This is a genomic window from Burkholderia sp. S-53, from assembly GCF_025560745.1.
GTDB classification, from domain to species: domain Bacteria; phylum Pseudomonadota; class Gammaproteobacteria; order Burkholderiales; family Burkholderiaceae; genus Burkholderia; species Burkholderia pyrrocinia.
The window spans coordinates 43817-70520 of record NZ_CP090483.1 but is presented as its reverse complement, the minus strand read 5'-3'; the positions used below and the strand labels follow the sequence as shown (position 1 = coordinate 70520).

The following is a 26704-nucleotide window of genomic DNA, read 5'->3' as shown; positions in this document are numbered from 1 at the left end:
TTCAATCAATCAGTCAATCAAATAAGCTCAAGCACGTCGATTTCCAGCAACTTCACAATCAACGAATCAAACTCTTCGCTTGAGATTTCGCAAGTGCAATCACGCAATTCTTTGTAGGAAATGATCCCCGTCGATGCAAAGATAACTTTATGTAATTTTTTAAAATCAACTCCAACTGGCATTTGCACTCCGTTTATTTTTTCATCAATGCTGACGCTTCTTATTGGGGTATTTGCGAGAAACTTCGCCTCCTTATCAAGCTGAAAATTTGATCGCAAGGCGTGCAATTGTAGATTTGGCTTTGACGCCTCTCTAAAATTCCGTCGCCTGCGATCATTGTAATTGGCCAGCATATTCTGATCCTCAACAATTCGTGCCAGCTCACTTGCCACCAGCCCGAGATCGATGTCCCGCTTCTCGCCGAGGGCAATCGTCTGCCGGAACACATCGAAATTGCCAATAATTTCGTTTGCCAGGTACTTTATATAATCCGAAACGGTGGACTCGTGCACGCCCACTGCCAAATGAAACGTTTCTTCGTTCAAGGGAATCGCAGTGTGCCACCATCCCCTTGGTAGATATAGGATGTCTCCAGTTTCGATCGTAACATCCATATAAGGTTCTGCCGGACATTCCGATTGCTTCCCGGTGCTTCGTTGATGCTTCAATGGCAATGCGTGTGTTGGTTCGTAGATCAACCATCGTTTCCTACCCATCATTTGAACTGCAAAGACACTATGCGTATCCCAGTGCTTTCCAAACGATTCATCCTCTCCAAATGCGATGTATCCGTTTGCGACGGCATGCTCGCCGACAAATCTTGAGATCGATTTGCATATCAATCTGACTTTATATGAGGCCAACTCCATTCGATTAAATACAAGGGTTGTGCCATTGCGAAGTTCGTCGTACAGAATGCCTTTTTCAAGTCTACGTCTGACCTGACCCAGCTCGCCACAATTTGCGATGTATTTTGATTCCTCAAGAAATCCACCTTTATTCAGTCTTGGTCCTTGCGTCATCGATTCACCAATATATATCGCCTCCGATATTTCATCCCATGACAAAAAATTGTTTCGCAATGCATCTCTGAACAGGACTGGATGCTTGTCTAAATAATTTTCAACAAAACGGCTTGCCTTCATATTCAACTCGATCATGTGGCTCCACCTCTGAAAACGTCTCTCCACCACCCTCAATGAACGACTCAATCGGCGGAAGAAAAATGAAAACGATATTTATAATTTCAGGAAGCAATCCATCTTGCTCGCCTCATTTGAAAAATAGTCCTAAATAAATGTCGAATCCATAGCAAAACATCCATTTTTTGCCGATGTCGCTGCTCGCCGAAAACAGGCGGGGCGTGGCCGGCCGCCAACAGGGGAACACTAGTGCTGCCGTCGCAACTGACGAGGCTTGTCAAACTGTCGATTGGTTAGCTGGTGGTCGCATCTCGCTCCGACCGGACTTCCTCGGCCGTCTCCGTTGCAGCGACGCGCATACCTGTGCTTCGAGCAGCATGCCGCTATTCCCGCTCGGTGCTCCGTCGCACTCCACCATTCGCAACCCTGCACGCACCGGCCGGAAATTGGACGAACGACGATATCGTGCCGTCATGCACTACTGAATAATCCTCTGCTTTGCGGCGTGACCTCGCCGCGGTTCCAGCGACCGACCGACAGGCAGCGGCGCGTACAGGCAGATGATTTCGACTCGATCCTTCCGGCTGATGGCCGTTCTCGGCTGGCTCGGCGCCGCATGGCCGGCGCACGCGGCCGACCTGCTCGACGCGGTGAGCGCGGCGCGGCGCTTCGATGCGGGCATCGGCGCGGCGCGCAACGCGCAGCTCGCCGGCCGCGAGAAACGCTGGCAAGGTCTTGCGGGGCTGCTGCCGCGCGCCGAGCTCAACGGCAGCTACACGAAGCAGGACCAGCCCACCGCGGCATATGCGGCAGCGGTCCGCCGTCACAGCGCTTCCGCAACCGTCACGCAGCCGCTGTTCGATGTATCCCGCATCGCCGATTTCAAGCGCGGCGGCACGCTCGCCGACCAGGCGGACATCGAATACGAGAAGGCGTCGCAGACCCTGATCACCGACGTCGCCGGCGCCTATTTCGACGTGCTGTTCGGACGCGAAGTGCTGCAGGCCGCCGAAGCCGCGCAGCAGGCATTCCACAAGCAACTCGACCAGGCGCAGGCCGCACTGCGGATCGGCGACGGCACGCGAACCGACGTCGACGAGGCGCGCGCGAATCTCGACGAAGCGCTGGCGCGCACGGTGAGCGCGCAAACCGATCTGGCGATCGCGAGCGGCACGCTGCAGCGGATCACCGGGCTGACGGCGGCCGAGCTCGCGCCGATCTCGTGGCAATGCGCGCCGCAGGCCGCACCGGTCGATCTCGCGACCGCGATGGACGATGCGGCCCGCGACAACGTCGACGTGCGGATCGCCGGCAAGCAGCTCGACCAGTCGCGGGCCGACATCGTCGCCGCGACGGGCGCGCACCTGCCGGTCGTGAACCTGCAGGCGAGCTACGGCACGAACTGGAGCCGCGGCGCCAACGAGAACGGGCTCGACACCGTGTTCGGCACGACGTCGAAAACCCGCTCGTCGATGATCGGCGTGACGGTCACGATCCCGCTGTTCGCCGGCGGCGGCCCGCTGTCGGCGAGCCGCGAGGCCTACCGCCGGCGCGACCAGGCCCGCGACGCGCTCGATGATGCGCGCCGCAAGGCCCGCGAGCGTGCCCGTGCGGCCCACCTCGGCATCACCAACGGCGTCGCGCTGATCCGCGCCCAGGAACGCGCGCTCGCGTCGGCCGACAGCAAGGTGAGGTCGACCCGCCTCGGGCGCGAAGTCGGGCTGCGCACGCAGATCGACGAACTGAATGCGCAGCAGCGCTATTTCGAAGCGATCCGCGATCTCGCCGACGCGCGCTACCGCTACCTGCGTGCGCGGCTGCAACTGTCCGCCGCGCTCGGCACGCTCGGCGACGACGACGTGGCCGCCATCGGCTGCCGCGCTGACGGCCCGGCGCCTGCCGCGGGAGTCCGCTCATGACCGATTCCCTGTTCCGCCAGGAAGCGCTCGACGCGACCCGGCACAAGCTGATGGGTACCGTCAGCCTGTACTCGCCGCCCTGGCGCTGGCTGACGATCGGCGTCGCGACCGCGCTGACGCTCGTGGTCGTCGCGTTTTTCGTATTCGGCAGCTACACGAAGCGCGAGCGCGTGACCGGCCAGCTGTTGCCGGCGACGGGGCTGCTGACGGTGGCGCCGCCGCTGACGGGCACCGTGGTCGGCACGCGGGTGCGCGAAGGACAGGCGGTGGCGGCCGGTGCGGAACTGCTGGCGATCTCGGCCGAAGTGGCGACCGAACTGGGCGGCACGCGCGAGACGGTCGCCCGGCAATTGAAGTTCCAGCGCTCGCGCCTGGAGACCGATCTGACCAGCCAGTCGCAACTGAGCGGCGAAGCGCAGCGCGGCCTGCGCACGCGCGCGGCGGCGCTGGACGACCAGCTCACGCAGATCGCGCGGCAGAACGCGCAGCGGCTGCGCCAGGCCGAACTCGCGCAACACCAGCTCGACAAGCTGCAGTCGATGCGTGAGCAGGGTTATGCGTCGAACAGCCAGGTCGAGCAGCAGGAAGGCCTGCTGCTCGACGCGCGGGCGCGGCTGCAGGAGCTTGCCCGCCTGCGGCTCGACGTCGGCCAGCAACTCGACCAGACCCGCCAGCAGCTGCGCGAGCTGCCGCTCACCACCCGCAACCAGCAGAACGACATCGAGCGCAAGCTCGCGGACGTCGAGCAGTCGATCGCCGAGAACGAAGCGCGTCGTACGGTCATCCTGCGCGCACCGCAGGCAAGCGTCGTGGCCGCGCTGCTCGCGAAGCCCGGGCAGATCGTCAATGCGGGCCAGTCGGCGGTGTCGCTGTTGCCGCAAGGCGCGCCGCTCGAGGCGCAGCTGATGGTGCCGAGCCGTGCGATCGGCTTTGTGCGCACCGGCGCGCGCGTCGTGCTGCGCTACGAGGCGTACCCGTTCCAGAAATTCGGCCAGCAGTTCGGGCGCGTGACCGAGGTGTCGCGTACCGCGCTGTCGCCGCAGGAAGTCGCGAACCTGACCGGGCGCGCCAACGTGCCGGAGCAGCTCTACCGCGTCGTCGTCGCGCTCGATCGCCAGGACATCGTCGCGTACGGCAAGCGCGAGGCGCTGCGGCCCGGGATGGCGCTCGAGGCCGACGTGCTGATCGACCGGCGCCGGCTGGTCGAGTGGGTGCTCGAGCCGCTGTATGCGCTCGGTCGCCGCGTGTCGGCCTGATGCGCGCCCTCAACGCATTCGTCATGGAGCCCGTTCAATCATGAAATGGATCGATGCGCTGCAATTCGGCTGGCGCCGCCGCCTGCCGGTGATCCTGCAGACGCAGGCGGCCGAATGCGGGCTCGCGTGCGTCGGGATGGTCGCGAGCCGCTATGGCCACGACCTCGACCTCGTCAGCCTGCGCCGACGCTTCAGTCCGTCGCTGAAGGGGGCGACCCTCAACGACGTGATGCTGATCGCGTACCGGCTCGGCCTCGCGTCGCGCGCGCTGCGGCTCGAACTCGATGAACTGGGCAAGCTGCGCCGCCCGTGCATCCTGCACTGGGACATGAACCACTTCGTCGTGCTGAAGTCGGTGTCGCGCGGCCGGATCACGATCCACGACCCCGCGCGCGGGTGTCGCGACGTGCCACTCGCCGAAGTGTCCGAGCACTTCACCGGCGTCGCGCTGGAGCTGATGCCGTCGCCGTCGTTCGAGCGCACGCAGGCGCGCGAGGCGATCTCGATGACGAAGCTCGTCGGCGGCGTCACGGGCCTCCGCACGACGTTCGCGCAGGTGTTGCTGCTGTCTGCAGCGCTGGAGGTGTTCGGCATCGCCACGCCGTTCTACATGCAGTGGGTGATGGACCAGGTGCTGGTGTCGGCCGATGCGGACCTGCTGACGCTGCTCGGCATCGGCTTCCTGCTCGTCGTGCTGTTCCAGAACGCGGTGTCGGCGTTGCGCTCATGGGTGGTGACGTGGTTCTCGAGCCTGCTTGGCGTGCAGTGGACCGCGAACGTCTGCGCGCACCTGCTCAGGCTGCCGATGGCGTATTTCGAGCAGCGCCACATCGGCGACGTCGTGTCGCGATTCGGCGCGATCAACACGATCCAGGCCACGCTGACCACGCAGTTCATCGGCGCGCTGCTCGACGGCGTGATGGCGATCGCGACGCTCGCGATGCTGTTCGTCTACAGCCCTTCGCTCACGTGGCTCGTGCTCGGCCTGTTCGCCGCGTACGGCGCGATTCGCTGGATCGCGTACCGGCCGTTCCGGCAGGCGAACGAGGAACAGATCGTCTATGCGGCGCGCGCGCAGTCGAACCTGCTCGAATCGATCCGCGGCGTGCAGGCGATCAAGCTCGCGAACAAGCAGGAAGCGCGCGTCGCGACCTATGCGAACGCGGTCGTCGAGACCACCAACAAGCACGTCGCGATCGAACGGCTGTCGATCGGCTTCTCGACGCTGCAGGGCGTGATTGCCGGTGCGGGTCGCGTGGTGCTCGTCTGGCTCGCGGCGAAGCAGGTGCTCGACGGGCAGTTCTCGGCCGGGATGCTGGTCGCGTTCGTCAGCTTTGCCGACCAGTTCATGGCGCGCGGCGCCGGGCTGATCGGCACGCTGATCGACTTCAGGATGCTGCGCCTGCACGGCGAGCGTCTCGCCGACATCGTGCTGACCGACGTCGAAGCCGACATGGAGGCGAAGGTCGTGCGGCCGCCGCAGGCCGGCCATGCAACGCCGCCCGCGATCGACGTGCGCGACGTGCGCTTCCGCTACGCGGAAACCGAGCCGTGGGTGCTCGACGGCTGTTCGTTCTCGATCGCGCCCGGCGAATCGGTCGCGCTCGTCGGCCCGTCGGGCCAGGGCAAGACGACGATGGCGAAGCTGTTGCTCGGCCTGCTCGCGCCGGAGCACGGCAGCGTGCAGGTCGACGGCATCGATATCCGCAAGCTCGGCCTGCATCCGTATCGCGACCGGATCGGCTGCGTGATGCAGGACGACATCCTGTTCGCGGGCTCGATCGCCGACAACATCGGCTTCTTCGACCCGCAGCCCGACGACGCGCGCGTCGAGCAGGCCGCGCGACTCGCACAGATCCACGACGACATCGTCGCAATGCCGATGGGCTACCGGAGCCTCGTCGGCGACATGGGGTCGTCGCTGTCGGGCGGGCAGTGCCAGCGGGTGCTGCTCGCCCGCGCGTTCTACCGCCGGCCGGCGATCCTGGTGCTCGACGAAGCGACGAGCCATCTCGACATCGAACGTGAATCCCTGATCAACGACGCGGTACGCGCGATGAACGTCACGCGGATCATCATCGCGCACCGTCCGGAAACGATCCGCAGCGCGGATCGCGTAATCGAGATCGCGGGCGGCGCAGCCCATGAGCTACCCGTCGACGCGCGCGTCGCGCCCGAGCCGGCGTAGCGCTGCGGCGTCGCGAAGCACTCGGCCGCCCGACGGGCGGCGAGACGGCCGATGCCGATCCGGCCTCGCGAGATCGGCACCCAGCAGTAACAAGGAGAAACGCAAATGCGTGAGTTGACTACGGTGGAATGCCATGAAGTGAGCGGCGGCGGCTTTTTCGGCAGCGTCGGTGCAGCGCTGCTCGGCGCCACGGCCGGCCTGGTCGCCGGCGGCTTCAAGGGCGCGGCGACGGGCGGCAGCCAGGGCGGGATCCTGGGCTTCGGCATCCTCAGCGCCGGTGTCGGCCTGATCGCGGGCGCGGCGCTCGGCGTGATCGGCGGCAAGGCATACGGCCTCGTCAATGGCGTGTCGCAGACGCTCAGGGTCTTCAATCGCGTGATGGAAGGCCTGTTCGACCCGAACCTGCCGGCACCGAAGTGATACGCGGCGGGCCCGTTTATCCATTCCAGTTTTTTCCAGAGGGCAAACATCATGCGTGAAATGCACCATGCGGAACGTGCTGCCGTATCCGGCGGTCTGTCGTCCAGCGATCTCGTCGGCTGGCTCAACAACCTGTTCGCGCCGCGCGAGCCGCGCGAGCCGTGGGTCAATCCGTTCCCGTCGGACAACAGCGGGACGGAGGCAGTCGGGACGCTCGGCAAGATTGCCGTCGCGGTGGGCGTGACGGCAATCGCCGTCTCGCTGGCGGTACTGCGGCGCGCGGTGCGATAGCCAGCGCGCTGCCAGAACGGGCGCCACGTTGTCTCGATATTCAGGAATGCTGATTCAATGGAAAGCGCAGCATTTCTGGATCTTTTGCGATTGCGGCGCCCTTTCCTGGAAAGCTAAATTTATCCGACCGGATCGTTGAACGGCCGGCGGAGTTTTTTCGAGCAAATCACCGAGGAAGCAGACCATGATCAAGCAACTTACCCTGGCGTCGGCGGTCACCGCCGCGATGGCGCTCGCGCCGCTCACCGCGCATGCATACGACGGCACCGTGACCATCACGGGCACGCTGAGCGGTGCGACCTGCGACGTCAAGATCAACAACGGCAGCAACAACGGCACGGTCGGGCTGCCTGGCGTGAGCGCGAGCACGCTGTCGTCGAAGGGCGCTACCACCGGCGCGACCAATTTCACGATCGCGCTCAGCAATTGCACGAACGCGACCGGCAAGTCGGTGCGCACCTTCTTCGAAGCCGGCCCGAACGTGAACACCGCGGACGGCACGCTGACCAACCGGGCTGTCGTCAACGCGGCCAACAACGTTTCCGTGCAGCTGATCGACATGGACGGCAATGCGCTGAAGGCGGGCGACGCCAGCCAGCGCGACCCGGGCAAGACCTCGGTGCCGATCGCCAACAACAGCGCCACGATGGTCTACGGCGCGCAGTACTACGCGCAGGGCGTGGCGACCGCCGGCGGCGTGAGCACGTCGGTCACCTACTCGATCGACTACCTCTGATCCCCAGGCTGCCGCGACGGGCAGCACGCGCCGCGTGCGCGCCCGTCGCGGCGATATCGGCCGGCGGCACCGCGGGTGTCGCCGGCATGACCGTGCCGCAGGGTGCGCCGGCCGCCGGCGTTCCCTGCCCATCGCGCTACATATGATGATTCCGATTCTCCCGTCCCTTTTGCGCCAGTTCTCGCTGTGCATCAGCGCCGCGCTCGTGTGCTTCGCGCAGCAGGCCTCGGCGAGCGTCATCGTGTCCGGCACCCGCGTGATCTACCCGGCAGGCGACCGCGAAGTGACCGTCAAGCTCGACAACAACGGCGCGCAACCCGCGCTCGTGCAGACGTGGCTCGACGACGGCGACCCACGCGCACGACCCGGCACCACGAAGGTGCCGTTCGTGCTGATGCCGCCCGTGTTCCGGATCGACTCGGGCCGGGGGCAGACCGTGCGGATCGTCTACACCGGCGACGCGCTGCCGCAGGATCGCGAATCGGTGTACTGGCTGAACGTGCTGGACGTGCCGCCCGGCGTCGACGAAACGCAGTCCACCACCGTGCTGCAGCTCGCGTTCCGTTCGCGGATCAAGCTGTTCTTCCGGCCGGTCGGACTGAACGCGGACGGCGCCATTGCCGCCGCGAGGCAGCTGAAGTGGTCGCTCGCGACCGCACCGGATGGCAAAGGTCACGCGCTGCGCGCGACGAATCCGACGCCTTACAACGTCGTCGTGCTGTCGGCGCGCATCGTGCACGGCGGTCGCACTTTCTCGCTCAGCGACGGTGCGATGATCGCGCCGCAGGCGTCGCACGTCTTTCCGCTCGATGCGGCATTGCCGGCGCTGCCGCCCGGCACGAAGTTCGACTATTCGACGATCAACGACTTCGGCACCGGCGTCGAGTGGCAGGCGGTGCTCGACGACACCCGCTAGCTGCGCCGTCCGCGCCGCGAGGCCGACATCTTCAGCGCCGGGGCGTCGCCCCGTGCGCGACACGTTCAATTCGAGTATCTGGAGCGAATTTCATGGAACGCGCTGACCGTGCAACGAGGTGGTGCGCCCGCCTGGCCGTGCCCGTCCCGCGCCGATCGTACGCAATGGCGTTGCTCGCGTGTTCGGCGCTGCCGCTCGGCGCCGCCGCAAGCGAGCACGAACCCGAACCCGCCGACGACCGGCCGCCGAGGATCGGCGAGGCCGGGACTGGCGCCGGCGCCGTGCGCTTCAACCCCGACCTCGTCGCATCGCCGCCCGGCGGGCTCGACCTGTCGCGCTACGAGCACGGCAATCCGGTCTGGCCCGGCCAGTATCGTTCGGATATCTACCTGAACGGCATGATGCTCGGCCGCGACGACGTGACGGTACGCGAGGTGCGCCCGGACGTCGCGCAGGTCTGCATCGGCCGCCCGCTGCTGGACAAGTTCAATGCGGACCCGGGACGGTTCGCACCCGGCGCGCTCGCGCTGCTCGATGCGGCCGATGCATGCCAGCCGCTCGAAGCGCTGCTGCCCGGCGCAACCGCGTCGTTCGATGCAGGCGCGGCGCGCCTCGACGTGCAGATCCCGCAGGCGCTGCTGCGGCGCTCGGCGCGCGGCTACGTCGATCCGTCACGGTGGGACGACGGCGTGACGGCCGGCTGGGTCGGCTACAACACGAACCTGTACCGCAACGTCGCGCACGGTCAAGGCGCGACCACCGCGTACGTCGGCCTGAATGCCGGCATCAACGTCGGCGGCTGGTATTTCCGCCACGACGGCGCGTTGAACTGGCAGCAGCACGGCGGCCGCCACTACAGCGTGGCGAATACCTACGTGCAGCGCGACCTGTCGGCGCTGACGGCGCGTGTGCGGATCGGCGACGCGAACACGTCCGGCGAGCTGTTCGACACGTTCGCGTTCCGCGGCGTGCAGCTCGCGACCGACGACCGGATGTGGCCCGATTCGCAGCGCGGCTACGCGCCGGTCGTGCGCGGCATCGCAAACACCAGCGCTCGCGTGAAGATCCGCCAGAACGGTGCGGTGATCTACGACACGGCGGTGCCGCCCGGTCCGTTCGTGATCGACGACCTGTTCCCGACCGGTTATGGCGGCAACCTCGTCGTCACCGTCACCGAGGCGGACGGCAGCGAGCGCACCTTCAGCGTGCCGTACGCGGCGGTCGCGCAGTCGTTGCGGCCCGGGCGCAGCCGGTTCGGCTTCGTCGCGGGCACTGTACGCAACGTCGATCTGTCGTACACGCCGCGCGTGGTGCAGGCGACCTACAGCCGCGGCGTGAACAACCTGCTGACGCTGTACGGCGGCGTGCTCGCGAACGAGCACTACCGGAACGTGCTCGCCGGCGGCGCGTTCAACACGCCGCTGGGCGCGTTGGCGCTCGATGTATCCGGCGCGTTCACGTCCGCATACGGGCAGCGGACGCGCGGGTCGAGCGTGCGTGTCACGTACAGCAAGACGATCGACGCGACGAACAGCAACCTGTCGGTAGCCGCCTATCGCTTCTCGTCGTCAGGGTACCTCGACTTCGGCAATGCGCTCTCGTTCGTCGACAACGCGAAACGCAACCTGACCGGCGCGGCCGCGCGGCCCGCGTGGCGCGCGCGCAACCGCGTGTCGGTCACCGCCTCACAGCCGTTCGGCGAGCGCTGGGGCCAGCTGTACGTGAGCGGCTACACGCAGAACTACTGGACACGCAGCGGCACCGACACGCAATTCCAGGTCAGCTACAGCAACCGCTACCGGCAGTTCGACTACACGGTATCCGTGAACCGCTCGCTCGCGTCCGGCGGCAACGCCGACACGCAGGCGATGCTGAGCGTGTCGGTGCCGCTCGGGGCGAGCGCGCGGGCGCCGCGACTGAGCGTCTACGCCGCACGCGACAGCCTGAACGGCTTCTCATCGACAGCAACCGCGACCGGTTTGGTCGGCGCGGGATACGAAGGCAATTACTCGGTTTCAGCGGCACGCAATGCCGACGCGACGTACGCGGGCACCGTGTCGGGCCAGTACCGGACGCCGGTTGCCGCGCTGCAGGGGATGCTCGGCAAGGGCAACGACTACGGGTCGGGGTCGCTCGGCGTCAGCGGCACGATCGTCGCCCATCCGGGCGGTGTGACGGCCGTTCCGTATACGTCCGACACGATGGCGGTCGTCGCGGCGCCGGCCGCCGGCGGGGCATCCGTGGCCGGCTACAGCGGCGTCCGCCTCGACCGCCGCGGCTACGCGGTCGTACCGTACCTGAGCCCATATCGCGTGAACCAGGTCGAGATCGACCCGCGCGGCCTGCCGGCCGACGTCGAGCTGCAGACGACGAGCCAGCAGGTCGCGCCGCGCCAGGGGGCGATCGTGATGCTGCGTTATCCGACGGTGACGGGCCGCCCGCTGCTGATCCATGCGGCAGCGCCGGCGGGCACGGAACTGCCGTTCGGCGCGCCGGTGTTCGACGGGCGCGGCAACAACGTCGGGATCGTGTCGCAGGGCGGCCAGGTTTACGCCCGGCTATCCGAGCCGAACGACACGCTGACCGTGAAATGGGGGCACGCCGATGCGTGGCGGTGCACGATCCGGGTCGCGCTGCCACCACTGGAGCAACGCGCGGCGCCGATCGGTATCGAGCGCATCGAAGCGCCCTGCGAACTGGACAACCCACCCGCGGACGCGCCCGGCGGACCGGCGCGCACCGCGCCCGAGGTCCGGCGTAGCCCGGCAGGAGAATCGTGATGGAACACCGCAGAATGAATCGAAGCCCGCACCCGTGCGCTCGCGACGGAAATCGCGGCGCCGGCCTTCAAATGGCGCTCGGCGCGCTGGTGCTGTGCGCGGCCGGCGTCGGCAATGCACACGCGTCCACGGCCACCTGCATCAACACGTCGTCGTCGAAGCTCGGCGAGCTGCCGTCCAGCTTCAAGATTGCGGCGGACGCCCCGATCGGCACCGTGCTGTGGAGCAAGGAAGGCATCGAGATCGCCGCGAGTTGCTGGATGAAGGTACCCGGAAGCAAGGCCGTCGAGGCCACGCTGTATCGATGGGCGGACGACCCGGACCTGACGGCCAACGGGCTTGCGCTTTACGTGACCTACGACGGCAACCGCGGCCACGGCACGTCGTCGCTGCCGATGGGCACGACGATCAAGTCGATCGGGAAGACTGCCGTCACCGCCAAGGTCGACGTCGAGCTGGTCAAGAGCGGCGCGACACCGTCGGTCGCCAAGCCGTTTCCGGTGCTGTCGGTCCTGACGGCGCTGATCGGCGGTCCGAACAACTCGACCGCCGACGCAACGCGCTACCTGATGTACGGCTTCGACAACATCTCGTTCCAGCCGACGACCTGCACGACGACCACCCCGTCGGTGTCGGTCGACCTCGGGACCCATACGCTGAATGCGTCGTCGGGCATCGGCTCGGGCGCCGGCTCGACGTCGAAATCGAAGGGTTTCGCGATCGGCCTGCGCTGCGATACCGGCGTGGCGGGCGCGTTCGAAGTCAACCTGACGCTGGACGGCAAGGCAGTCGATGCATCGAAAGGCGTGCTGGCGCTGTCGTCGACGAGCACGGCCTCCGGTGTCGGCATCCAGTTGCTCAAGGGCGACGACACGTCCGTCGAGCTCGGCACGCCGTGGAAGGTCAGCGCGTCGCCGTCGGCGTCCGCGACCTTCTCGGTGCCGCTGTCGGCCCGCTACTACCAGACCGGTGCGACAGCGAAGCCGGGCGTCGCGAACGGCTCGGCCACCTTCACGGTCACGTACAAATGACCGCGCCGTCAGATCAGCCCGTTTTCGTACGCGTAGCGAATCAGGTGGGTGTTCGAATCGGCCTGCAGCTTGCGCATCGCGGTGTATTTCTGCGTCGACACCGTGCTGACCGAACGGCCGAGCTGCTTCGCGATGTCCTGCAGCGTATGCCCGGATGCGAATAACCGTACGACTTCGAGCTCCCGCGCCGTGAGCGCCGGTTGGCCGACGAGCGCGCCCGCCTTGCCGCGCTCGACGGCCGCCCGCGCCGTCGGCGACAGGTAACGCGCGTGGGCCGTACCGACCCGCCGGCACGCGCCGACGATCTCGGCGAGCGCGTCATCCTTGCTGACGATCGCGGCGACGCCGAGCTTTAGCGCGGCCACAAGCACGCTAGGATTCGAGTGCGCGGTGAACATCACGCAGCGCGTGCGCGGCGCGACATCACGCAGCCTGCGCAGCAGCGGGAGGCCGTCGAGCGGCTGCTCGCCTCGGCTCATCGAATAGTCGACCACGGCAATATCGACGGGAGATTGCGTCAGCGCGGCAATCAGTTCCGTGCCGCTGCGGCACGTATGCACGAGGCGAAAAGGCGGATGCCGCTGCAACAGTCGATCAAGCGATTCCAGGACTACCGGATGGTCGTCGGCCACGGCGACGGTTATTGTTTTCATATCTCGAATTGCGCTTTTCAAAAAACCTGACGACGCCTGTCGATACGGCGTGACTGCATGAAACAACACTCAAAGAACCGAAGCGTGCGTCACGCCCGACTTTAACGCCCATGATTATTTAATGAAAGTGTATTTATTATTGATTGAATTTCTCGCAAACAAGGATCTTATGCGTACGTCGCAATGAAAAACCACCTTGGCAGGCGAATAGCGATTCTGCCTATTCATTTTTCTCGTATTTATCGAACTCGTCCTAATTCAAATCCGATAGATCAACTACCGGTACGAAATTGCGCCGGATCGCCGTGGATCGCGCGCGACCGCGCCGCCGCGCGACGCGCGTACCCGTCGCATGCCGCCGTCACCCCGTTCCGGCCCCCCGTTGCTGGAAAACCCCTAAAGGAATCGCCGGCCCGCGAAAGGTAGCGGAAGGTTTCGTCTCCCTATACTCGTCGTGACGATGCAGCAAGCATCGCGCCACGAATACAACGAACGGAGACGACCCGATGCGACCCATCCTGCGCACCCTCACCGTTGCAGCCAGCCTGAGCTGCGCGCTTGCTGCTGCCCCCGCTTTCGCCGATGACGGCGGCAAGATCACGATCATGGTCGGCGGGATCGCGAAGCTGATCTACCTGCCGGCACGGCTCACGCAGGAGCTCGGCTACTTCAAGGCCGAAGGCCTCGACGTCGAGCTGCTGTCGCAGCCGGCCGGCGTCGACGCCGAGAACGAATTGCTCGCGGGCGCCGTGCAGGGCGTCGTCGGCTTCTACGACCACACGATCGACCTGCAGAGCAAGGGCAAGGACGTGAAGGCGATCGCCGTGTTCGGCCAGGTGCCGGGCGAAGTCGAGATGGTGTCGACCAAGGCCGCGCCGACCTTCAAGTCGATGGCCGACGCGAAGGGCAAGACGCTCGGCGTGACGGGCCTCGGCTCGTCGACGAGCTTCCTCACGCAATACCTCGCGCTCGCGCACGGCGTGCCGTCGACGCAGTACACGATGCTGCCGGTCGGCGCCGACGCGAGCTTCATCGCCGCGATCAAGCAGGGCCGCATCGACGCCGGGATGACGACCGAGCCGACGGTGTCCGCGCTCGAGAAAATGGGCGACGCGAAGGTGCTGGTCGACCTGCGCACGCTCGACGGCACGCGCGCGGCGCTCGGCGGCACCTACCCGGCCGCGAGCCTGTACGTGCAGTCGGCGTGGGCCGATTCGCACAAGGAGCAGGCGACCAAGCTCGCGCACGCGTTCGCGAAGACGATGCAGTTCATCCACACGCACAGCGCCGACGACATCGCCGCGAAGATGCCGGCCGACTACCAGAAGGACAAGGCGCTGTACGTGAGCGCGCTGAAGGCGTCGCTGCCGATGTTCACCGCCGACGCGAAGATGCCGGCCGACGGCCCGGCGACCGTGCTGAAGGTGCTGTCGGCGTTCAACCCGTCGGTGAAGGGCAAGCACATCGACCTGGCGCGCACCTACACGAACGATTTCGTGAACGCGAAGTAAGCAGCGGCGCCGGTGGCGGCGATCCCGCCGCCGCGCGTTCCCCGTTCCGGCCCGGTTGACCGGCCCGGCGTTGCGTCACGATGCGACGCCCTCTTCACCCGCAGGACGAATGCGATGAATCAGGCAGTCTCCCCGAGCACACCGGCGATCGAGTTTCGCAACGTGTCGTGCCGCTTCATTTCGCCGGAAGGCAAGGCCACCGTCGCGCTGCGCGACTTCAGCATGAGCGTCGCACGCGGCGAGTTCATCGCGATCGTCGGGCCGACCGGCTGCGGCAAGTCGACGACGCTCAACCTGATCACCGGGCTGCTCAAGCCCGTGTCGGGCGAAGTTCGCGTGATGGGCCGCCCGGTCGACGGGATCGACCCGCGTATCGGCTTCGTGTTCCAGGCCGACGCCGTGTTCCCGTGGCGCAACGTGATCGACAACGTCGCGGCGGGCCCGCTGTTCCGCGGCCGCTCGAAGGACGTCGCGTACACGCAGGCCGAGGAATGGATCCGCAAGGTCGGCCTCGACAAGTTCACCAAGCACTACCCGCACCAGCTCTCCGGCGGGATGCGCAAGCGCGTCGCGCTCGCGCAGACCTTCATCAACCAGCCGGAAATCCTGCTGATGGACGAGCCGTTCTCCGCGCTCGACATGCAGACGCGCACGCTGATGCAGGACGAGCTGCTGCAGCTCTGGTCCGCGAACAAGGGCTCGGTCGTGTTCGTCACGCACGATCTCGAAGAGGCGATCGCGCTCGCCGACCGCGTGTTCGTGCTGACCGCGCGCCCGGCGACGCTCAAGCGCGTGTACGAGATCGACCTGCCGCGCCCGCGCGTCACGTCGGAGATTCGCTACGACACGCGCTTCATCGAAATTTCCAAGGACATCTGGCACGACCTGCGCGAAGAAGTGCAGATCGGCTGACGCATACGCCGCACGGCAAGGACAGCAAGGACAGGAGCATGACCGACATGACGCTTCCCCCCACCGCCATTCCGGCGACGACGCTCGAGGACGACGAGCGCGCCGCGCAACGCCGGCTACGCCGCCGGCGCAACCTGATCGTCACGCTGCGGATCGCCGTGCTCGTCATCGTGCTGGGCGGGTGGGAACTCGCCGCACGGCTGAAGTGGATCGATCCGTTCTTCTTCTCGATGCCGTCGCTGATCTTCGCGCAGATCCAGGACTGGTTCGTGAACGGCACATCGCAGGGCCCGCTGCTCACGCAGGTATGGGTCACGCTCGAGGAAACCGGGATCGGCTTCATCATCGGCTCGGTTGCCGGCGTGATCTGCGGGATCGTGCTCGGCCGCAACAAGCTGATGGCCGACGTGTTCGGCTTGTATATCCAGATCGCGAACTCGATTCCGCGCGTCGTGCTCGGCTCGATCTTCGTGATCGCGCTCGGCCTCGGGATGGCGTCGAAGATCGCGCTGGCCGTCGTGATGGTGTTCTTCGTCGTGTTCGGCAACGCGTTCCAGGGCGTGCGCGAAGCCGACCGCTACCTGATCGCGAACGCGCAGATCCTCGGCGCGTCGCGCCGGCAGATCACCACGGCGGTCGTGATCCCGTCCGCGCTGAGCTGGATTCTCGCGAGCCTGCACGTGAGCTTCGGTTTCGCGCTGGTCGGTGCGGTCGTCGGCGAATTCCTGGGTTCCAAGCAAGGCATCGGCCTGCTAATCTCCACCGCCCAGGGCGCGTTCAACGCGAGCGGCGTGTTCGCGGCGATGATCGTGCTGGCCGTAGTCGCGCTGGCCGCCGACTACCTGCTGACCTGGCTCGAGAAACGGCTCTTGAAGTGGCGCCCCGCCGCGTTCTGAACGCAGCGTCCGGACGCCTGACACGACACACCCGACCGCGCCGGCGACCCCGGCGCGGTTCGGCATTTCAGAGAAGGAGCGCAACAGGATGGCGCACAGCCTGCGCGGACGGCTGCTGTGGTGGCTGCTGCTGCCGCTCGCGGTGTTCGTGCTGATCGCGGGCGCGATGTCGTACGACACCGCGCGGACCACGGCCGGGCTCGTGCAGGACAGCGCGCTCGTCGCGTCCGCGCGCACGATCGGCGAGGACGTCGAGTGGCGCAACGGGCTGCCGGTCGCCGACGTGCCGCCGGCCGCGCTGGAGATCTTCGAATCGCCGTCGCGCGATTCGGTGTTCTACAAAGTGATCGACGGCCACGACCGTCTGCTCGCCGGCACGCCGACGCTCGACGTGCCCGCGCGGCACAGCGTCGAGCCGACGCTGTACGACACGGCGCTCGACGGCGTGCCGCTGCGCGCGGCGGTCTACGATCGCCAGCTTTACAACGAGGGGCAGATCGAGACGGTTACGGTCGTCGTCGCGAAGACGGTGCGCTCGCGCAACGCGATGGTCGACACGATCTGGCGCCCGCAGCTCGTGCGCCTGTCGCTGATGCTGATGCTCGCGGTGGTGCTCGTCTACCTCGGCCTCACGCTGGAGCTGCGCCCGCTGATGAAGCTGAAGGACGATGTCGCCGACCGCGGGCCGATGGAGCTGGAGCCGATCCGCCCCGAGCGGCTGCAGCACGAGCTGCGGCCGATCGTCGACGCGATCAACCAGTGCATCGCGCGGCTCAATACGCATACGGCCACGCAGCGCCGCTTCATCGCGGACGCCGCGCACCAGTTGCGCACGCCGATCGCGGTGCTCGACACGCAGATCCAGTACGCGCAGCGGCGCGGGCACGGCGATGCGGAGCTCGCGTCGGTGCTCGACAGCATGCAGCGCAGCAGCCGCAAGATGGCCGACGTGACCGACAAGCTGCTGCTGCTCGCGCATGCTGAAGCGACGCCGTCGACGCTGCTGACCCATCGCGTCGATCTCGCGGCCGTGGTGTCGAGCGTGCTGGAGGAAACGATCGTGCTCGCGCAGCGGCGCGACATCGACCTCGGCGCCGATCTCGGCGAGCGGCTCGACGTCGCGGGCAGCGACAGCCTGCTGACCGCGCTGGTGATGAACCTCGTCGACAACGCGGTGCGCTACACGCAGCCGGGCGGCTGCGTGACGGTCGCCGCACGGCGCGACGGCGACGCGATCGTGCTCGACGTGGTCGACAACGGCCCCGGCATTCCGGCCGAAGCGCGGCCGCACGTGTTCAAGCGGTTCTACCGCGTGTCGGCGGATACCGAAGGCTCGGGCCTGGGTCTCGCGATCGTCCGCGAGATCGCACAGGCGCACGGCGGTGGCGTGTCGCTTGCACCGGGGCCCGGCAATCGCGGTATTGTCGTAACCGTGCGGCTGCCCGCTTACGATTGAAGAGATGTCGTCATGAAACTCCTGCTGGTCGAAGACAACGCCGAACTCGCGCACTGGATCGTGAACCTGCTGCGCGGCGAGGATTTCGCGGTCGACAGCGTCGGCGACGGCGAACGCGCGGACACGGTACTGAAGACCGAACGCTACGACGCGGTGCTGCTCGACATGCGCCTGCCCGGCATCAGCGGCAAGGAAGTGCTCGCGCGGTTGCGGCGCCGCAACGACAACGTGCCGGTGCTGATGCTGACCGCGCACGGCTCGGTCGACGACAAGGTCGACTGCTTCGGTGCGGGCGCCGACGATTACGTCGTGAAGCCGTTCGAGTCGCGCGAACTGGTTGCGCGGATTCGCGCGCTGATTCGCCGGCAGGCCGGCGTCGGCACGACGCAGCTGGTGTGCGGCGATCTCGTCTATGCGTTCGGCACGCGCGAATTCCGCTGCGGCGAAGCCGTGTTCGCGCTGCGCCGCCGCGAGCACGCGATCCTCGAAACGCTGATGCTGCAGCAGAACAAGACGGTGTCGAAGGCGCGGCTGATGGACAGCGTGTTCGCGCTCGACGACGAACCGAGCGCCGACGCGATCGACATCTATATCCACCGGCTGCGCAAGCATCTCGCGGGCAGCACGGCGGAGATCATCACGCTGCGCGGGCTGGGTTACATCCTGCGCGCGAAGAGCGCGCAGGACTGACGGGCGTTCCTCCGCCGCCCGCGAACCTCGATTCGTAGTGCGAAACGTCATTCAAGCCTGCCGGCCGCCCGGCGGGCTCGCCTCCGCACGCCTGCCCGATCCGCGATTGTTGCGCGTTCGGTGTTTTCACCGATCCGATTCTTGCGTCCGGGAAAGCGTCGTGAAGGATTGCACCCTCTACGATGCTACGCGTCGGCCCTCTCGCTGTGGCCGGCAAGAGTCGGCATACATTGCGTACTGCCAACGACCAGATTTCAATGCGGCAGCTCGGAGGAGACGATCTTGAAACGAAAAACCCTTGCCCTTTCCATCGCGGCGGCAGGCCTGTGCGCCGGCACCCAGGCGCATGCGCAGTCGAGCGTGCAGCTCTACGGCCTGATGGACCTGAGCTTTCCGACCTACCGGACCCACGCCGACGCGAACGGCAATCACGTAATCGGCATGGGCAACGAAGGCGAGCCGTGGTTCAGCGGCAGCCGCTGGGGCCTGCGAGGCGCGGAAGACATCGGCGGCGGCACGAAGATCATCTTCCGCCTCGAAAGCGAATTCGTGGTCGCGAACGGCCAGATGGAAGACGAAGGCCAGATCTTCGACCGCGACGCGTGGGTCGGCGTCGAGGACGAGCGTTTCGGCAAGCTGACGGCCGGCTTCCAGAACACCATCGCGCGCGACGCGGCGGCGATCTACGGCGACCCGTACGGCTCCGCGAAGTTGACGACCGAGGAAGGCGGCTGGACCAACTCGAACAACTTCAAGCAGATGATCTTCTACGCGGCCGGCCCGACCGGCACGCGCTACAACAACGGCATCGCGTGGAAGAAGCTGTTCAGCAACGGCATCTTCGCAAGCGCCGGCTACCAGTTCAGCAACTCGACGTCGTTCGCGACCGGCTCCGCGTATCAGGCCGCGCTCGGCTACAACGGCGGGCCGTTCAACGTGTCGGGCTTCTACAACCACGTGAACCACAACGGCTTCCGGAACCAGACGTTCTCGGTCGGCGGCAACTACACGTTCGATATCGTGCGCCTGAACGCGGGCTACTTCCGCTACAACGGCGACCAGGGCGCGCTGGGCCAGCGCCACGACGATTCGTGGACCGTGTCGATGAAGATCGCGCCGAAGGGCGCGCTCGACTACGAGCTCGGCTACCAGCAGATGCGCATCAAGAACGCCGCGAACAACGCGGACGGCTTCACGCCGAACGCGAACCTCGGCGCGTTCAGCCTGACCAACGGCGTCGCCAACGGCTTCAAGGAGACGATCTACGGGTCGGTGTTCTATCACCTGAGCAAGCGCACCGAGGTGTACCTGGCCGGCGACTACATGAAGCTGCATGGCGGCTACACTGCGGCGTCGACGTTCGGCGCGAAGAACCAGCTCGAACTGACTTCGGGCGTCCGTACGCGTTTTTGACCTCGAGCGGGGCCCATCGGGCCCCGCCGTACCCTCCGTCCGGGATTCTCCATGCGGGCACGCCGGCGCTTTGCGCCGACCGTGCCCTTTTTTTCGTCCTTGCCGCGGTGCCGCGGGACGCCTGCGAAGCGGCCGCCGGCCGGCCGTGCGACAACCGGCCCGAAACCGCTTGCGGCCCGCCCGGCGGGCGATCGCGGCCGATGCGCGCATGTTCGGCCCACATCGGCGCTTGACCTGCGCCGACCGACTCGCTAGCGTTTCGGGTTTGCCCGGGCGGCCATTGCCGCCGGTGCCGTGAGCGCGCCCGACGTCCTGGCGCGCGCGGCCGGGCTCCGATGGAAAAGACGATGCAGAAACTCGATGCGGCCAGCCCGCAGGCGATGTCGACGGATTTCACCGCCGACAACGTCGCGCGCCTGAAGGCGCTGTTCCCCGAACTCGTGACCGAAGGCCCCGACGGCGCGTCGGTCGACGTCGACGTGCTGAAGGCGCTGATCGGCGAACGCACGGTCGGCGACGCCGACGAGCGCTACGGCTTTCACTGGCACGGCAAGCGCAGCGCGCGCCAGGCCGCGCTCACGCCGTCGACGGGCACGCTGCGCCCCTGCCCCGACGACAGCGTCGCATGGGACGACACGCGCCATCTCGTGATCGAGGGCGACAACCTCGACGTGATGAAGCTGCTGCACAAGAGCTACGCAGGCAAGGTGAAGCTCGTCTACATCGACCCGCCGTACAACACGGGCAGCGATTTCGTCTATCCGGACGACTTCAGCGACAGCATCCGCCACTACCTGGCGATGACCGGTCAGACCCAGGGCGGCGCGAAGCGCAGCACCAATACCGAGGCGAACGGCCGGTTCCATACCGACTGGCTGAACATGATGTATCCGCGCCTGAAGCTCGCGCACGCGCTGCTGTCCGACGAAGGGCTGATCGCCGTGCACATCGACGAGCACGAAGTGCATGCGCTGGTGCTGATGCTGCGCGAGATCTTCGGCGAGGAGAACGAACTCGGCGTCGCCGTGTGGGACAAGCGCAACCCGAAGGGCGATGCGCGCGGCGTCGCGTACCAGCACGAATCGCTGGTGCTGTTCGCGCGCAACGCCGAGACGCTGCTCGAACAGGCGCCGCTCAAGCGCCCGAAGCGCAATGCGCAGCGCATGCTCGACGCCGCGCATGACGCGGTGTACCGCAGCGGCAACGCGAAGGACGCGCAGAAGGCATACCGCGCGTGGATGAAGGCGCAGACCAGCCTGTCGGGCGGCGAAGTGATGTACGACCGGCTGTCGGAAGACGGCCGCGTGTACCGCCTCGTGTCGATGGCATGGCCGAACAAAAAGAAGGCGCCGGACGAGTATTTCACGCCGCTGATCCACCCGGTCACCGGCAAGCCGTGCGCGATGCCGGCGCGCGGCTGGCGCAACCCGCCCGCGACGATGCAGGCGCTGATCGAGCGCGGCCAGATCGAGTTCGGCGCGGATGAAAGCACGCAGCCGCAGCGGATCTACTACCTCGACGAGAACATGTACGAGAACGTGCCGTCGGTGCTGCCGTTCGCCGGCTCCGACGACGCGCTGCTGAAGACGCTCGGGATCCCGTTCGACCTGCCGAAGCCGGTCGATTTCGCCGCGGCCGTGATCGGCTGGTGCACGCGCGGCGACGACATCGTGCTCGACTGCTTCGCGGGTTCCGGCTCGACCGGCCACGCGGTGATGCAGGTGAACGCGACCGATGGCGGCGCGCGCCGCTACGTGATGGTGCAACTGCCCGAAGCGCTCGACCGCCGCGACAAGACCCAGCAGAGCGCGGCCGATTTCTGCGCGAAGCTGAAGAAGCCCGCGACGCTCGCCGAAGTCACGAAGGAGCGCCTGCGCCGCGCCGCGCAGCAGGTCGCGCGCGACTATCCGGAAAGCTATGGCGACCTCGGCTTCCGCGTATACCGGCTCGACACGACCAACGTGATCGAGTGGGACCCGCGCCGCGACGACTTCGACCACGCACTGTTCGCGTCCGTCGAGCACGTGAAGACCGGCCGCACCGAGGACGACCTGCTCGCCGAGCTGACGCTGAAGCTCGGCCTCGACCTGTGCACGCCGGTCGAGCATCACCAGATCGCCGGCAAGGCCGTGCACCTGATCGGCCGCTCGATCGTCGCGTGCTTCGATGCGCGCATCTCGCGCGACGACGCGGGCCCGCTCGCCGACGGCATCGTCGGGCTGCTCGACGCGACCGGCGCGTCGCGTGACGTCACGTGCCTGTTCCGCGACAGCGGCTTCGTCGACGACGTCGCGAAGCTCAATCTCGCCGCGCTGCTCGAACAGCACGGCGTGAAGCGCGTGCGGAGCCTGTGATGCGGCTGCATTTCGAAGCGGATCTCGACTACCAGCGCGAGGCGATCGACGCCGTCTGCGACCTGTTTCGCGGCCAGGAATCGTATCGCGGCGACTTCAGCGTGCTCGCGAACGCCGCGCCCGGCACCACGGCGGCCGCGCAGGGCTCGCTCGGCTTCGCGGTATCGGAACAGGGTGTCGGCAACCGGCTGTCGCTGACCGACGACGCGCTCGCGCGCAATCTCGCCGACGTGCAGTTGCGCGGCGGGCTGCCGCCGTCCGGCTTGCCCGGCTCGCGCGACTTCACCGTCGAGATGGAGACCGGCACCGGCAAGACCTACGTGTACCTGCGCACGATCTTCGAGCTGAACCGCCGCTACGGCTTCACGAAGTTCGTGATCGTCGTGCCGTCGATCGCGATCAAGGAAGGCGTGCACAAGACGCTCGCGATCACCGAGGATCATTTCCGCGCGCTGTACGCGGGCGTGCCGTACGACTACTTCCTGTACGACTCCGCGAAGCTCGGCCAGGTGCGCCACTTCGCGGCGAGCGCGGCGATCCAGGTCATGGTGATGACGGTGGCCGCGATCAACAAGAAGGAAATCAACAACCTCTACAAGGACAGCGAGAAGACCGGCGGCGAGAAGCCGATCGACCTGATCCGCGCGACGCGGCCGATCGTGATCGTCGACGAGCCGCAGAGCGTCGACGGCGGGCTCGAGGGGCGCGGCCGCGAAGCGCTCGCCGCGATGGCGCCGCTCTGCACGCTGCGCTATTCGGCGACGCACGTCGACCGTCACCACATGGTGTACCGGCTCGACGCGGTCGACGCGTACGAGCGCAAGCTCGTCAAGCAGATCGAGATCGCGTCGGCGATCGTCGAGGATGCGCACAACAAGCCGTACCTGCGGCTCGTCGGCGTGTCGAACCGGCGCGGCGCGATCAGTGCGCGCGTCGAGCTCGACGTCGCGACGACGGCCGGCGTGAAGCGCCAGATCGTGTCGGCCACCGACGGCGACGATCTCGAACGCCTGACCAGGCGCGCGCTGTACGCGGGGCTGCGGATCGGCGAAGTGCATGCGGTGAAGGGCGCCGAATACGTCGAGCTGCGCCATCCGGAAGGCGAGGCGTTCCTGTCGCTCGGCGAAGCGTTCGGCGATATCGACACGCTCGCCGTGCAGCGCGAGATGATCCGCCGCACGATCCGCGAGCATCTCGACAAGGAATTGCGCCTCGCGGAGCGCGGCGTGAAGGTGCTGTCGCTGTTCTTCGTCGATTCGGTCGAGCGCTATCGCCGCTACGACGAGAACGGGATGCCCGTGAAGGGCGACTACGCGCTGATCTTCGAAGAGGAATATGCGCGTGCGGCGCGCGTGCCGGCCTATCGTGCGCTGTTCGACGGCGTCGACGTGGCGCTCGAAGTCGGGCGCGCGCACAACGGCTACTTCTCGATCGACCGCAAGGGCGGCTGGACCGACACGAGCGAGAGCAGCGCCGCGGCCCGCGAGAACGCGGAGCGTGCGTACGGCCTCATCATGCGCGAGAAGGAAGCACTGCTGTCGTTCGACACGCCGCTGAAGTTCATCTTCTCGCACTCGGCGCTGAAGGAAGGCTGGGACAACCCGAACGTGTTCCAGATCTGCACGCTGCGCGACATCCAGACCGAACGCGAGCGCCGTCAGACGCTCGGCCGCGGGCTGCGCCTCGCCGTCGACCAGGACGGCGAACGCGTGCGCGACGCCGGCGTGAACACGCTCACCGTGATCGCGACCGAGCGCTACGAGTCGTTCGCGGAGAACCTGCAGAAGGAAATCGAAGCCGATACGGGCATCCGTTTCGGGATCGTCGAGGAGCACCAGTTCGCGGCGCTGCCCGTGCAGGAAGGCGACGGGCCCGCGCATGCGCTGGGCATCGAGTTGTCGCGCGTGCTTTGGAACCATCTGCACGAGCAGGGCTACGTCGACGCGCAGGGCAAGGTGCTCGACCGGCTGAAGGATGCGCTGCGCCAGAGCGCGCTCGTGTTGCCGGGCGCGTTCGAGATGCTGCGTGCGCCGATCGTCGCGACGCTGCGCAAGCTGTCGGGCCGCTTCGCGGTGCGCAACGCGGACGAGCGCCGCGCGATCGCGCTGCGGCGCGATGCGTCGGGCAAGGCCGTCGTGTTCGGCGAGGATTTCGGCGCGCTGTGGGACCGTATCCGTCATCGCACCGTGTACCGCGTCGAGTTCGACAACGCGAAGCTCGTGCGCGACTGCGCGGCCGCATTGCACGACGCGCCGGAGATCGCGCGCGCACGGCTGCAGTGGCGCAAGGCCGAGATCGACATCGGCAAGGCCGGCATCGAGGCGATCGAGGTCGCCGGCGCCGGCACGGTGCTGATCGACGAAGGCGAACTGCCGCTGCCCGACCTGCTCACCGAGCTGCAGGACCGCACGCAGCTCACGCGCCGCTCGCTCGCGACGATCCTGGCCGACAGCGGCCGGCTCGACGATTTCCGCGTGAATCCGCAGCAGTTCATCGCGGTCGCGGCCGATGCGATCAACCGCTGCAAGCGGCGCGCGCTCGTCGCGGGCATCGCGTACCGCAAGCTCGGCGAGCGCCACGTGCATGCGCTCGAATCGTTCGAGAGCGAGGCGCTGACCGGCTATCTGCGCAACCTGCGACCCGATGCGCAGAAGTCGATCCATGAAGCGGTCGTGTGCGAGACGGACGCGGAGCGCGCGTTCGCCGATGCGCTCGAAGCGCACGACGGCGTGAAGCTGTACGCGAAGCTGCCCGCGTGGTTCCGCGTGCCGACGCCGCTCGGCAGCTATCACCCGGACTGGGCCGTGCTCGCGGAACAGGACGGCGGCGAGCGGCTGTACTTCGTCGTCGATACGCCGAATGCTGACGGCAACGTGCCGAGCGAGCACGAGCGCGCGAAGCTCGCGTGCGGCGAAGCGCATTTCCGTGCGCTGGTGGACGGCGACGGTGCGGCACGCTTCGTGCGCGTCAGGCACGCGGACGCGTTGTTCGAGCCTGCGGCGCCGCTGGCGGGCGCAGGGCGCTGAAACGAAGGGCGGCGACGAGCCGCCCTTTTTTATCGACCGGAGACCGTGCGCGAGCGCCGTTGAGATGCCCGCAGCGCGCGTCGATTTCCCGTCCGTTATCCGCGTGAAAGCGATTCGTATTCTTGCGCGTTCGCGGCGCGGTTACCGCTGGTTGCAAATCGGGTCGGCGTGATGTTTTCGCGCGACAGCGGCGTGGCGCTGCCACCATGAAAAAAGGGCGCCGAAGCGCCCTTCCATCGCATTGGTGCGCCGTGCTTACAGCGTGCGACCGAATGCGTTGTGATGCGAATGATGCGTGGACGTCGACGCATGCGCGGTATGGCCATGCGTATGCCCATGCGTGTGACCGTGGCCCGGCTGCACGCCGGCGCGATCGGCGATCGTGTCGGAGCGGTCGGCCGCGCGCGACAGGCCCTTGTCGCGGTCGCCCGCATGCACGCTGTTCGAGTTGCTGAGCGCCGAGCCGCTCATGTGGCCGCCGGACATGCCGCCCGCGTTGCCGCCGGAGCCGCCTGCGCCATGACCGCCACCATTGCCGCCACCATTGCCGCCGGCAGCCGCATACGCGGAAACCGTGCCGAGCGCGAGCAGCGCGGCCGTCAGTACGGACAGATATCGTTGATGCTTCATTTTGGGCTCCCTGGAGCGCGTTCGTATGATTGCATTCTAAGAACGCGCACGATTCGCGCCACACGACGTTGTAAATGATCGTAACGATGCGTGCGGCATGCATTCGTCAGATCAATCCGGATAGCGCCGCCATCCGGTCATCCTTGAACGGGGAAACGAAGCAGGCAGGCGCAGCGCCGCCCCGGTCGCTTGCGCTTACTGCGCCGGCTGCATGCCCTGCGCGGCGGCCTTGTGTTGCGCGGCCTGCTCTTCCGCGTGCTTCTTCGCCATGTGGTGGCCGACGATACAGCCGCCGACCGCGCCGACGACGGCGTGGTGCCCGGCGTAGTGGCCGGCAACCCCGCCGACCACCGCGCCCTTCATGCAGCCCGCCGCGTGCGCGTTGCCGATCGTTGCGAGCGCAACGACGGCGGCGGTCGCGCACAGCCTGATGTGTCGAATGGGCATCATGTGTTCACACTCCTCTTGTCGTGATCAGTCGAAC

Annotated in this window: 21 protein-coding genes; 17 read left to right on the top strand and 4 right to left on the bottom strand. The window is 66.6% G+C overall.

Going from position 1 to position 26704, the window contains the following annotated elements; genetic code table 11:
- Nucleotides 1-17: 17 nt before the first annotated feature.
- Nucleotides 18-1160, bottom strand: coding sequence for a cupin domain-containing protein (locus LXM88_RS05330; RefSeq protein WP_262539278.1), 1143 nt, complete (start codon nucleotides 1158-1160; stop codon nucleotides 18-20).
- Nucleotides 1161-1702: 542 nt separating this feature from the next.
- Between LXM88_RS05330 and LXM88_RS05325 the strand changes: the two genes are divergently transcribed.
- The 9 genes from LXM88_RS05325 to LXM88_RS05285 all read left to right on the top strand — a co-directional run bounded on the left by LXM88_RS05325 (nucleotide 1703) and on the right by LXM88_RS05285 (nucleotide 12679).
- Nucleotides 1703-3061 carry a TolC family outer membrane protein gene (locus LXM88_RS05325; RefSeq protein WP_262539277.1) on the top strand — a complete coding sequence of 453 codons (1359 nt, stop codon included), beginning with the start codon at nucleotides 1703-1705 and terminating at the stop codon, nucleotides 3059-3061.
- The gene (locus LXM88_RS05320; RefSeq protein WP_262539276.1) at nucleotides 3058-4317 is read left to right on the top strand and encodes an HlyD family secretion protein; all 1260 of its coding nucleotides are present in this window, start codon (nucleotides 3058-3060) and stop codon (nucleotides 4315-4317) included. Before LXM88_RS05325 ends, LXM88_RS05320 begins: the two co-directional genes overlap by 4 nt.
- 40 nt (nucleotides 4318-4357) lie before the next feature.
- Entirely contained in the window at nucleotides 4358-6505 is a 2148-nt protein-coding gene (locus LXM88_RS05315) for a peptidase domain-containing ABC transporter (RefSeq protein ID WP_262539275.1), read from the top strand.
- A gap of 105 nt (nucleotides 6506-6610) precedes the next feature.
- A complete protein-coding gene (locus LXM88_RS05310) occupies nucleotides 6611-6925 on the top strand; it encodes a complement resistance protein TraT (protein WP_262539274.1) in 315 nt (104 codons plus the stop codon).
- Between the two features lie 51 nt (nucleotides 6926-6976).
- Nucleotides 6977-7216 (top strand): hypothetical protein, encoded by a 240-nt coding sequence (locus LXM88_RS05305; RefSeq protein ID WP_262539273.1) that lies wholly within the window; start codon nucleotides 6977-6979, stop codon nucleotides 7214-7216.
- Nucleotides 7217-7400: 184 nt separating this feature from the next.
- A complete protein-coding gene (locus LXM88_RS05300; RefSeq protein ID WP_262539272.1) occupies nucleotides 7401-7952 on the top strand; it encodes a fimbrial protein in 552 nt (183 codons plus the stop codon).
- Between the two features lie 142 nt (nucleotides 7953-8094).
- On the top strand, nucleotides 8095-8868 hold the full coding sequence (locus LXM88_RS05295; protein WP_262539271.1) for a fimbria/pilus periplasmic chaperone: 774 nt from the start codon (nucleotides 8095-8097) through the stop codon (nucleotides 8866-8868).
- 164 nt (nucleotides 8869-9032) lie between these two features.
- A complete protein-coding gene (locus tag LXM88_RS05290; RefSeq protein ID WP_262539270.1) occupies nucleotides 9033-11648 on the top strand; it encodes a fimbria/pilus outer membrane usher protein in 2616 nt (871 codons plus the stop codon).
- Entirely contained in the window at nucleotides 11648-12679 is a 1032-nt protein-coding gene (locus tag LXM88_RS05285; protein ID WP_262539269.1) for a fimbrial protein, read from the top strand. The genes LXM88_RS05290 and LXM88_RS05285 overlap by 1 nt, the downstream gene beginning before the upstream one ends.
- 8 nt (nucleotides 12680-12687) lie before the next feature.
- On the opposite strand, the gene LXM88_RS05280 is transcribed toward LXM88_RS05285, so the two are convergent.
- The gene (locus LXM88_RS05280) at nucleotides 12688-13332 is read right to left on the bottom strand and encodes a response regulator transcription factor (protein ID WP_262539268.1); all 645 of its coding nucleotides are present in this window, start codon (nucleotides 13330-13332) and stop codon (nucleotides 12688-12690) included.
- Nucleotides 13333-13838: 506 nt separating this feature from the next.
- On the opposite strand from LXM88_RS05280, the gene LXM88_RS05275 reads away from it, so the two are divergent.
- The 8 genes from LXM88_RS05275 to LXM88_RS05240 all read left to right on the top strand — a co-directional run bounded on the left by LXM88_RS05275 (nucleotide 13839) and on the right by LXM88_RS05240 (nucleotide 25590).
- On the top strand, nucleotides 13839-14843 hold the full coding sequence (locus tag LXM88_RS05275) for an ABC transporter substrate-binding protein (protein ID WP_262539267.1): 1005 nt from the start codon (nucleotides 13839-13841) through the stop codon (nucleotides 14841-14843).
- A 114-nt stretch (nucleotides 14844-14957) separates the two neighbouring features.
- Nucleotides 14958-15755, top strand: coding sequence for an ABC transporter ATP-binding protein (locus tag LXM88_RS05270; protein ID WP_262539266.1), 798 nt, complete (start codon nucleotides 14958-14960; stop codon nucleotides 15753-15755).
- A 38-nt stretch (nucleotides 15756-15793) separates the two neighbouring features.
- Nucleotides 15794-16651 carry an ABC transporter permease gene (locus tag LXM88_RS05265; RefSeq protein WP_096472092.1) on the top strand — a complete coding sequence of 286 codons (858 nt, stop codon included), beginning with the start codon at nucleotides 15794-15796 and terminating at the stop codon, nucleotides 16649-16651.
- Nucleotides 16652-16739: 88 nt separating this feature from the next.
- On the top strand, nucleotides 16740-18107 hold the full coding sequence (locus LXM88_RS05260) for a sensor histidine kinase (RefSeq protein ID WP_262539265.1): 1368 nt from the start codon (nucleotides 16740-16742) through the stop codon (nucleotides 18105-18107).
- A gap of 12 nt (nucleotides 18108-18119) precedes the next feature.
- On the top strand, nucleotides 18120-18797 hold the full coding sequence (locus LXM88_RS05255) for a response regulator (protein ID WP_262539264.1): 678 nt from the start codon (nucleotides 18120-18122) through the stop codon (nucleotides 18795-18797).
- 282 nt (nucleotides 18798-19079) lie between these two features.
- Nucleotides 19080-20210, top strand: coding sequence for a porin (locus LXM88_RS05250; RefSeq protein WP_262539263.1), 1131 nt, complete (start codon nucleotides 19080-19082; stop codon nucleotides 20208-20210).
- Nucleotides 20211-20545: 335 nt separating this feature from the next.
- Nucleotides 20546-22564 carry a site-specific DNA-methyltransferase gene (locus LXM88_RS05245; RefSeq protein WP_262539262.1) on the top strand — a complete coding sequence of 673 codons (2019 nt, stop codon included), beginning with the start codon at nucleotides 20546-20548 and terminating at the stop codon, nucleotides 22562-22564.
- Nucleotides 22564-25590 (top strand): type III restriction-modification system endonuclease, encoded by a 3027-nt coding sequence (locus tag LXM88_RS05240; RefSeq protein WP_262539261.1) that lies wholly within the window; start codon nucleotides 22564-22566, stop codon nucleotides 25588-25590. The genes LXM88_RS05245 and LXM88_RS05240 overlap by 1 nt, the downstream gene beginning before the upstream one ends.
- Before the next feature lie 255 nt (nucleotides 25591-25845).
- Here the strand turns inward: LXM88_RS05240 and LXM88_RS05235 are convergent, their stop codons facing one another.
- Nucleotides 25846-26220 (bottom strand): hypothetical protein, encoded by a 375-nt coding sequence (locus tag LXM88_RS05235; RefSeq protein ID WP_262539260.1) that lies wholly within the window; start codon nucleotides 26218-26220, stop codon nucleotides 25846-25848.
- 195 nt (nucleotides 26221-26415) lie between these two features.
- Nucleotides 26416-26670: a hypothetical protein gene (locus LXM88_RS05230; protein ID WP_262539259.1), complete on the bottom strand. Its 255-nt coding sequence runs from the start codon at nucleotides 26668-26670 to the stop codon at nucleotides 26416-26418.
- Nucleotides 26671-26704 lie beyond the last annotated feature (34 nt).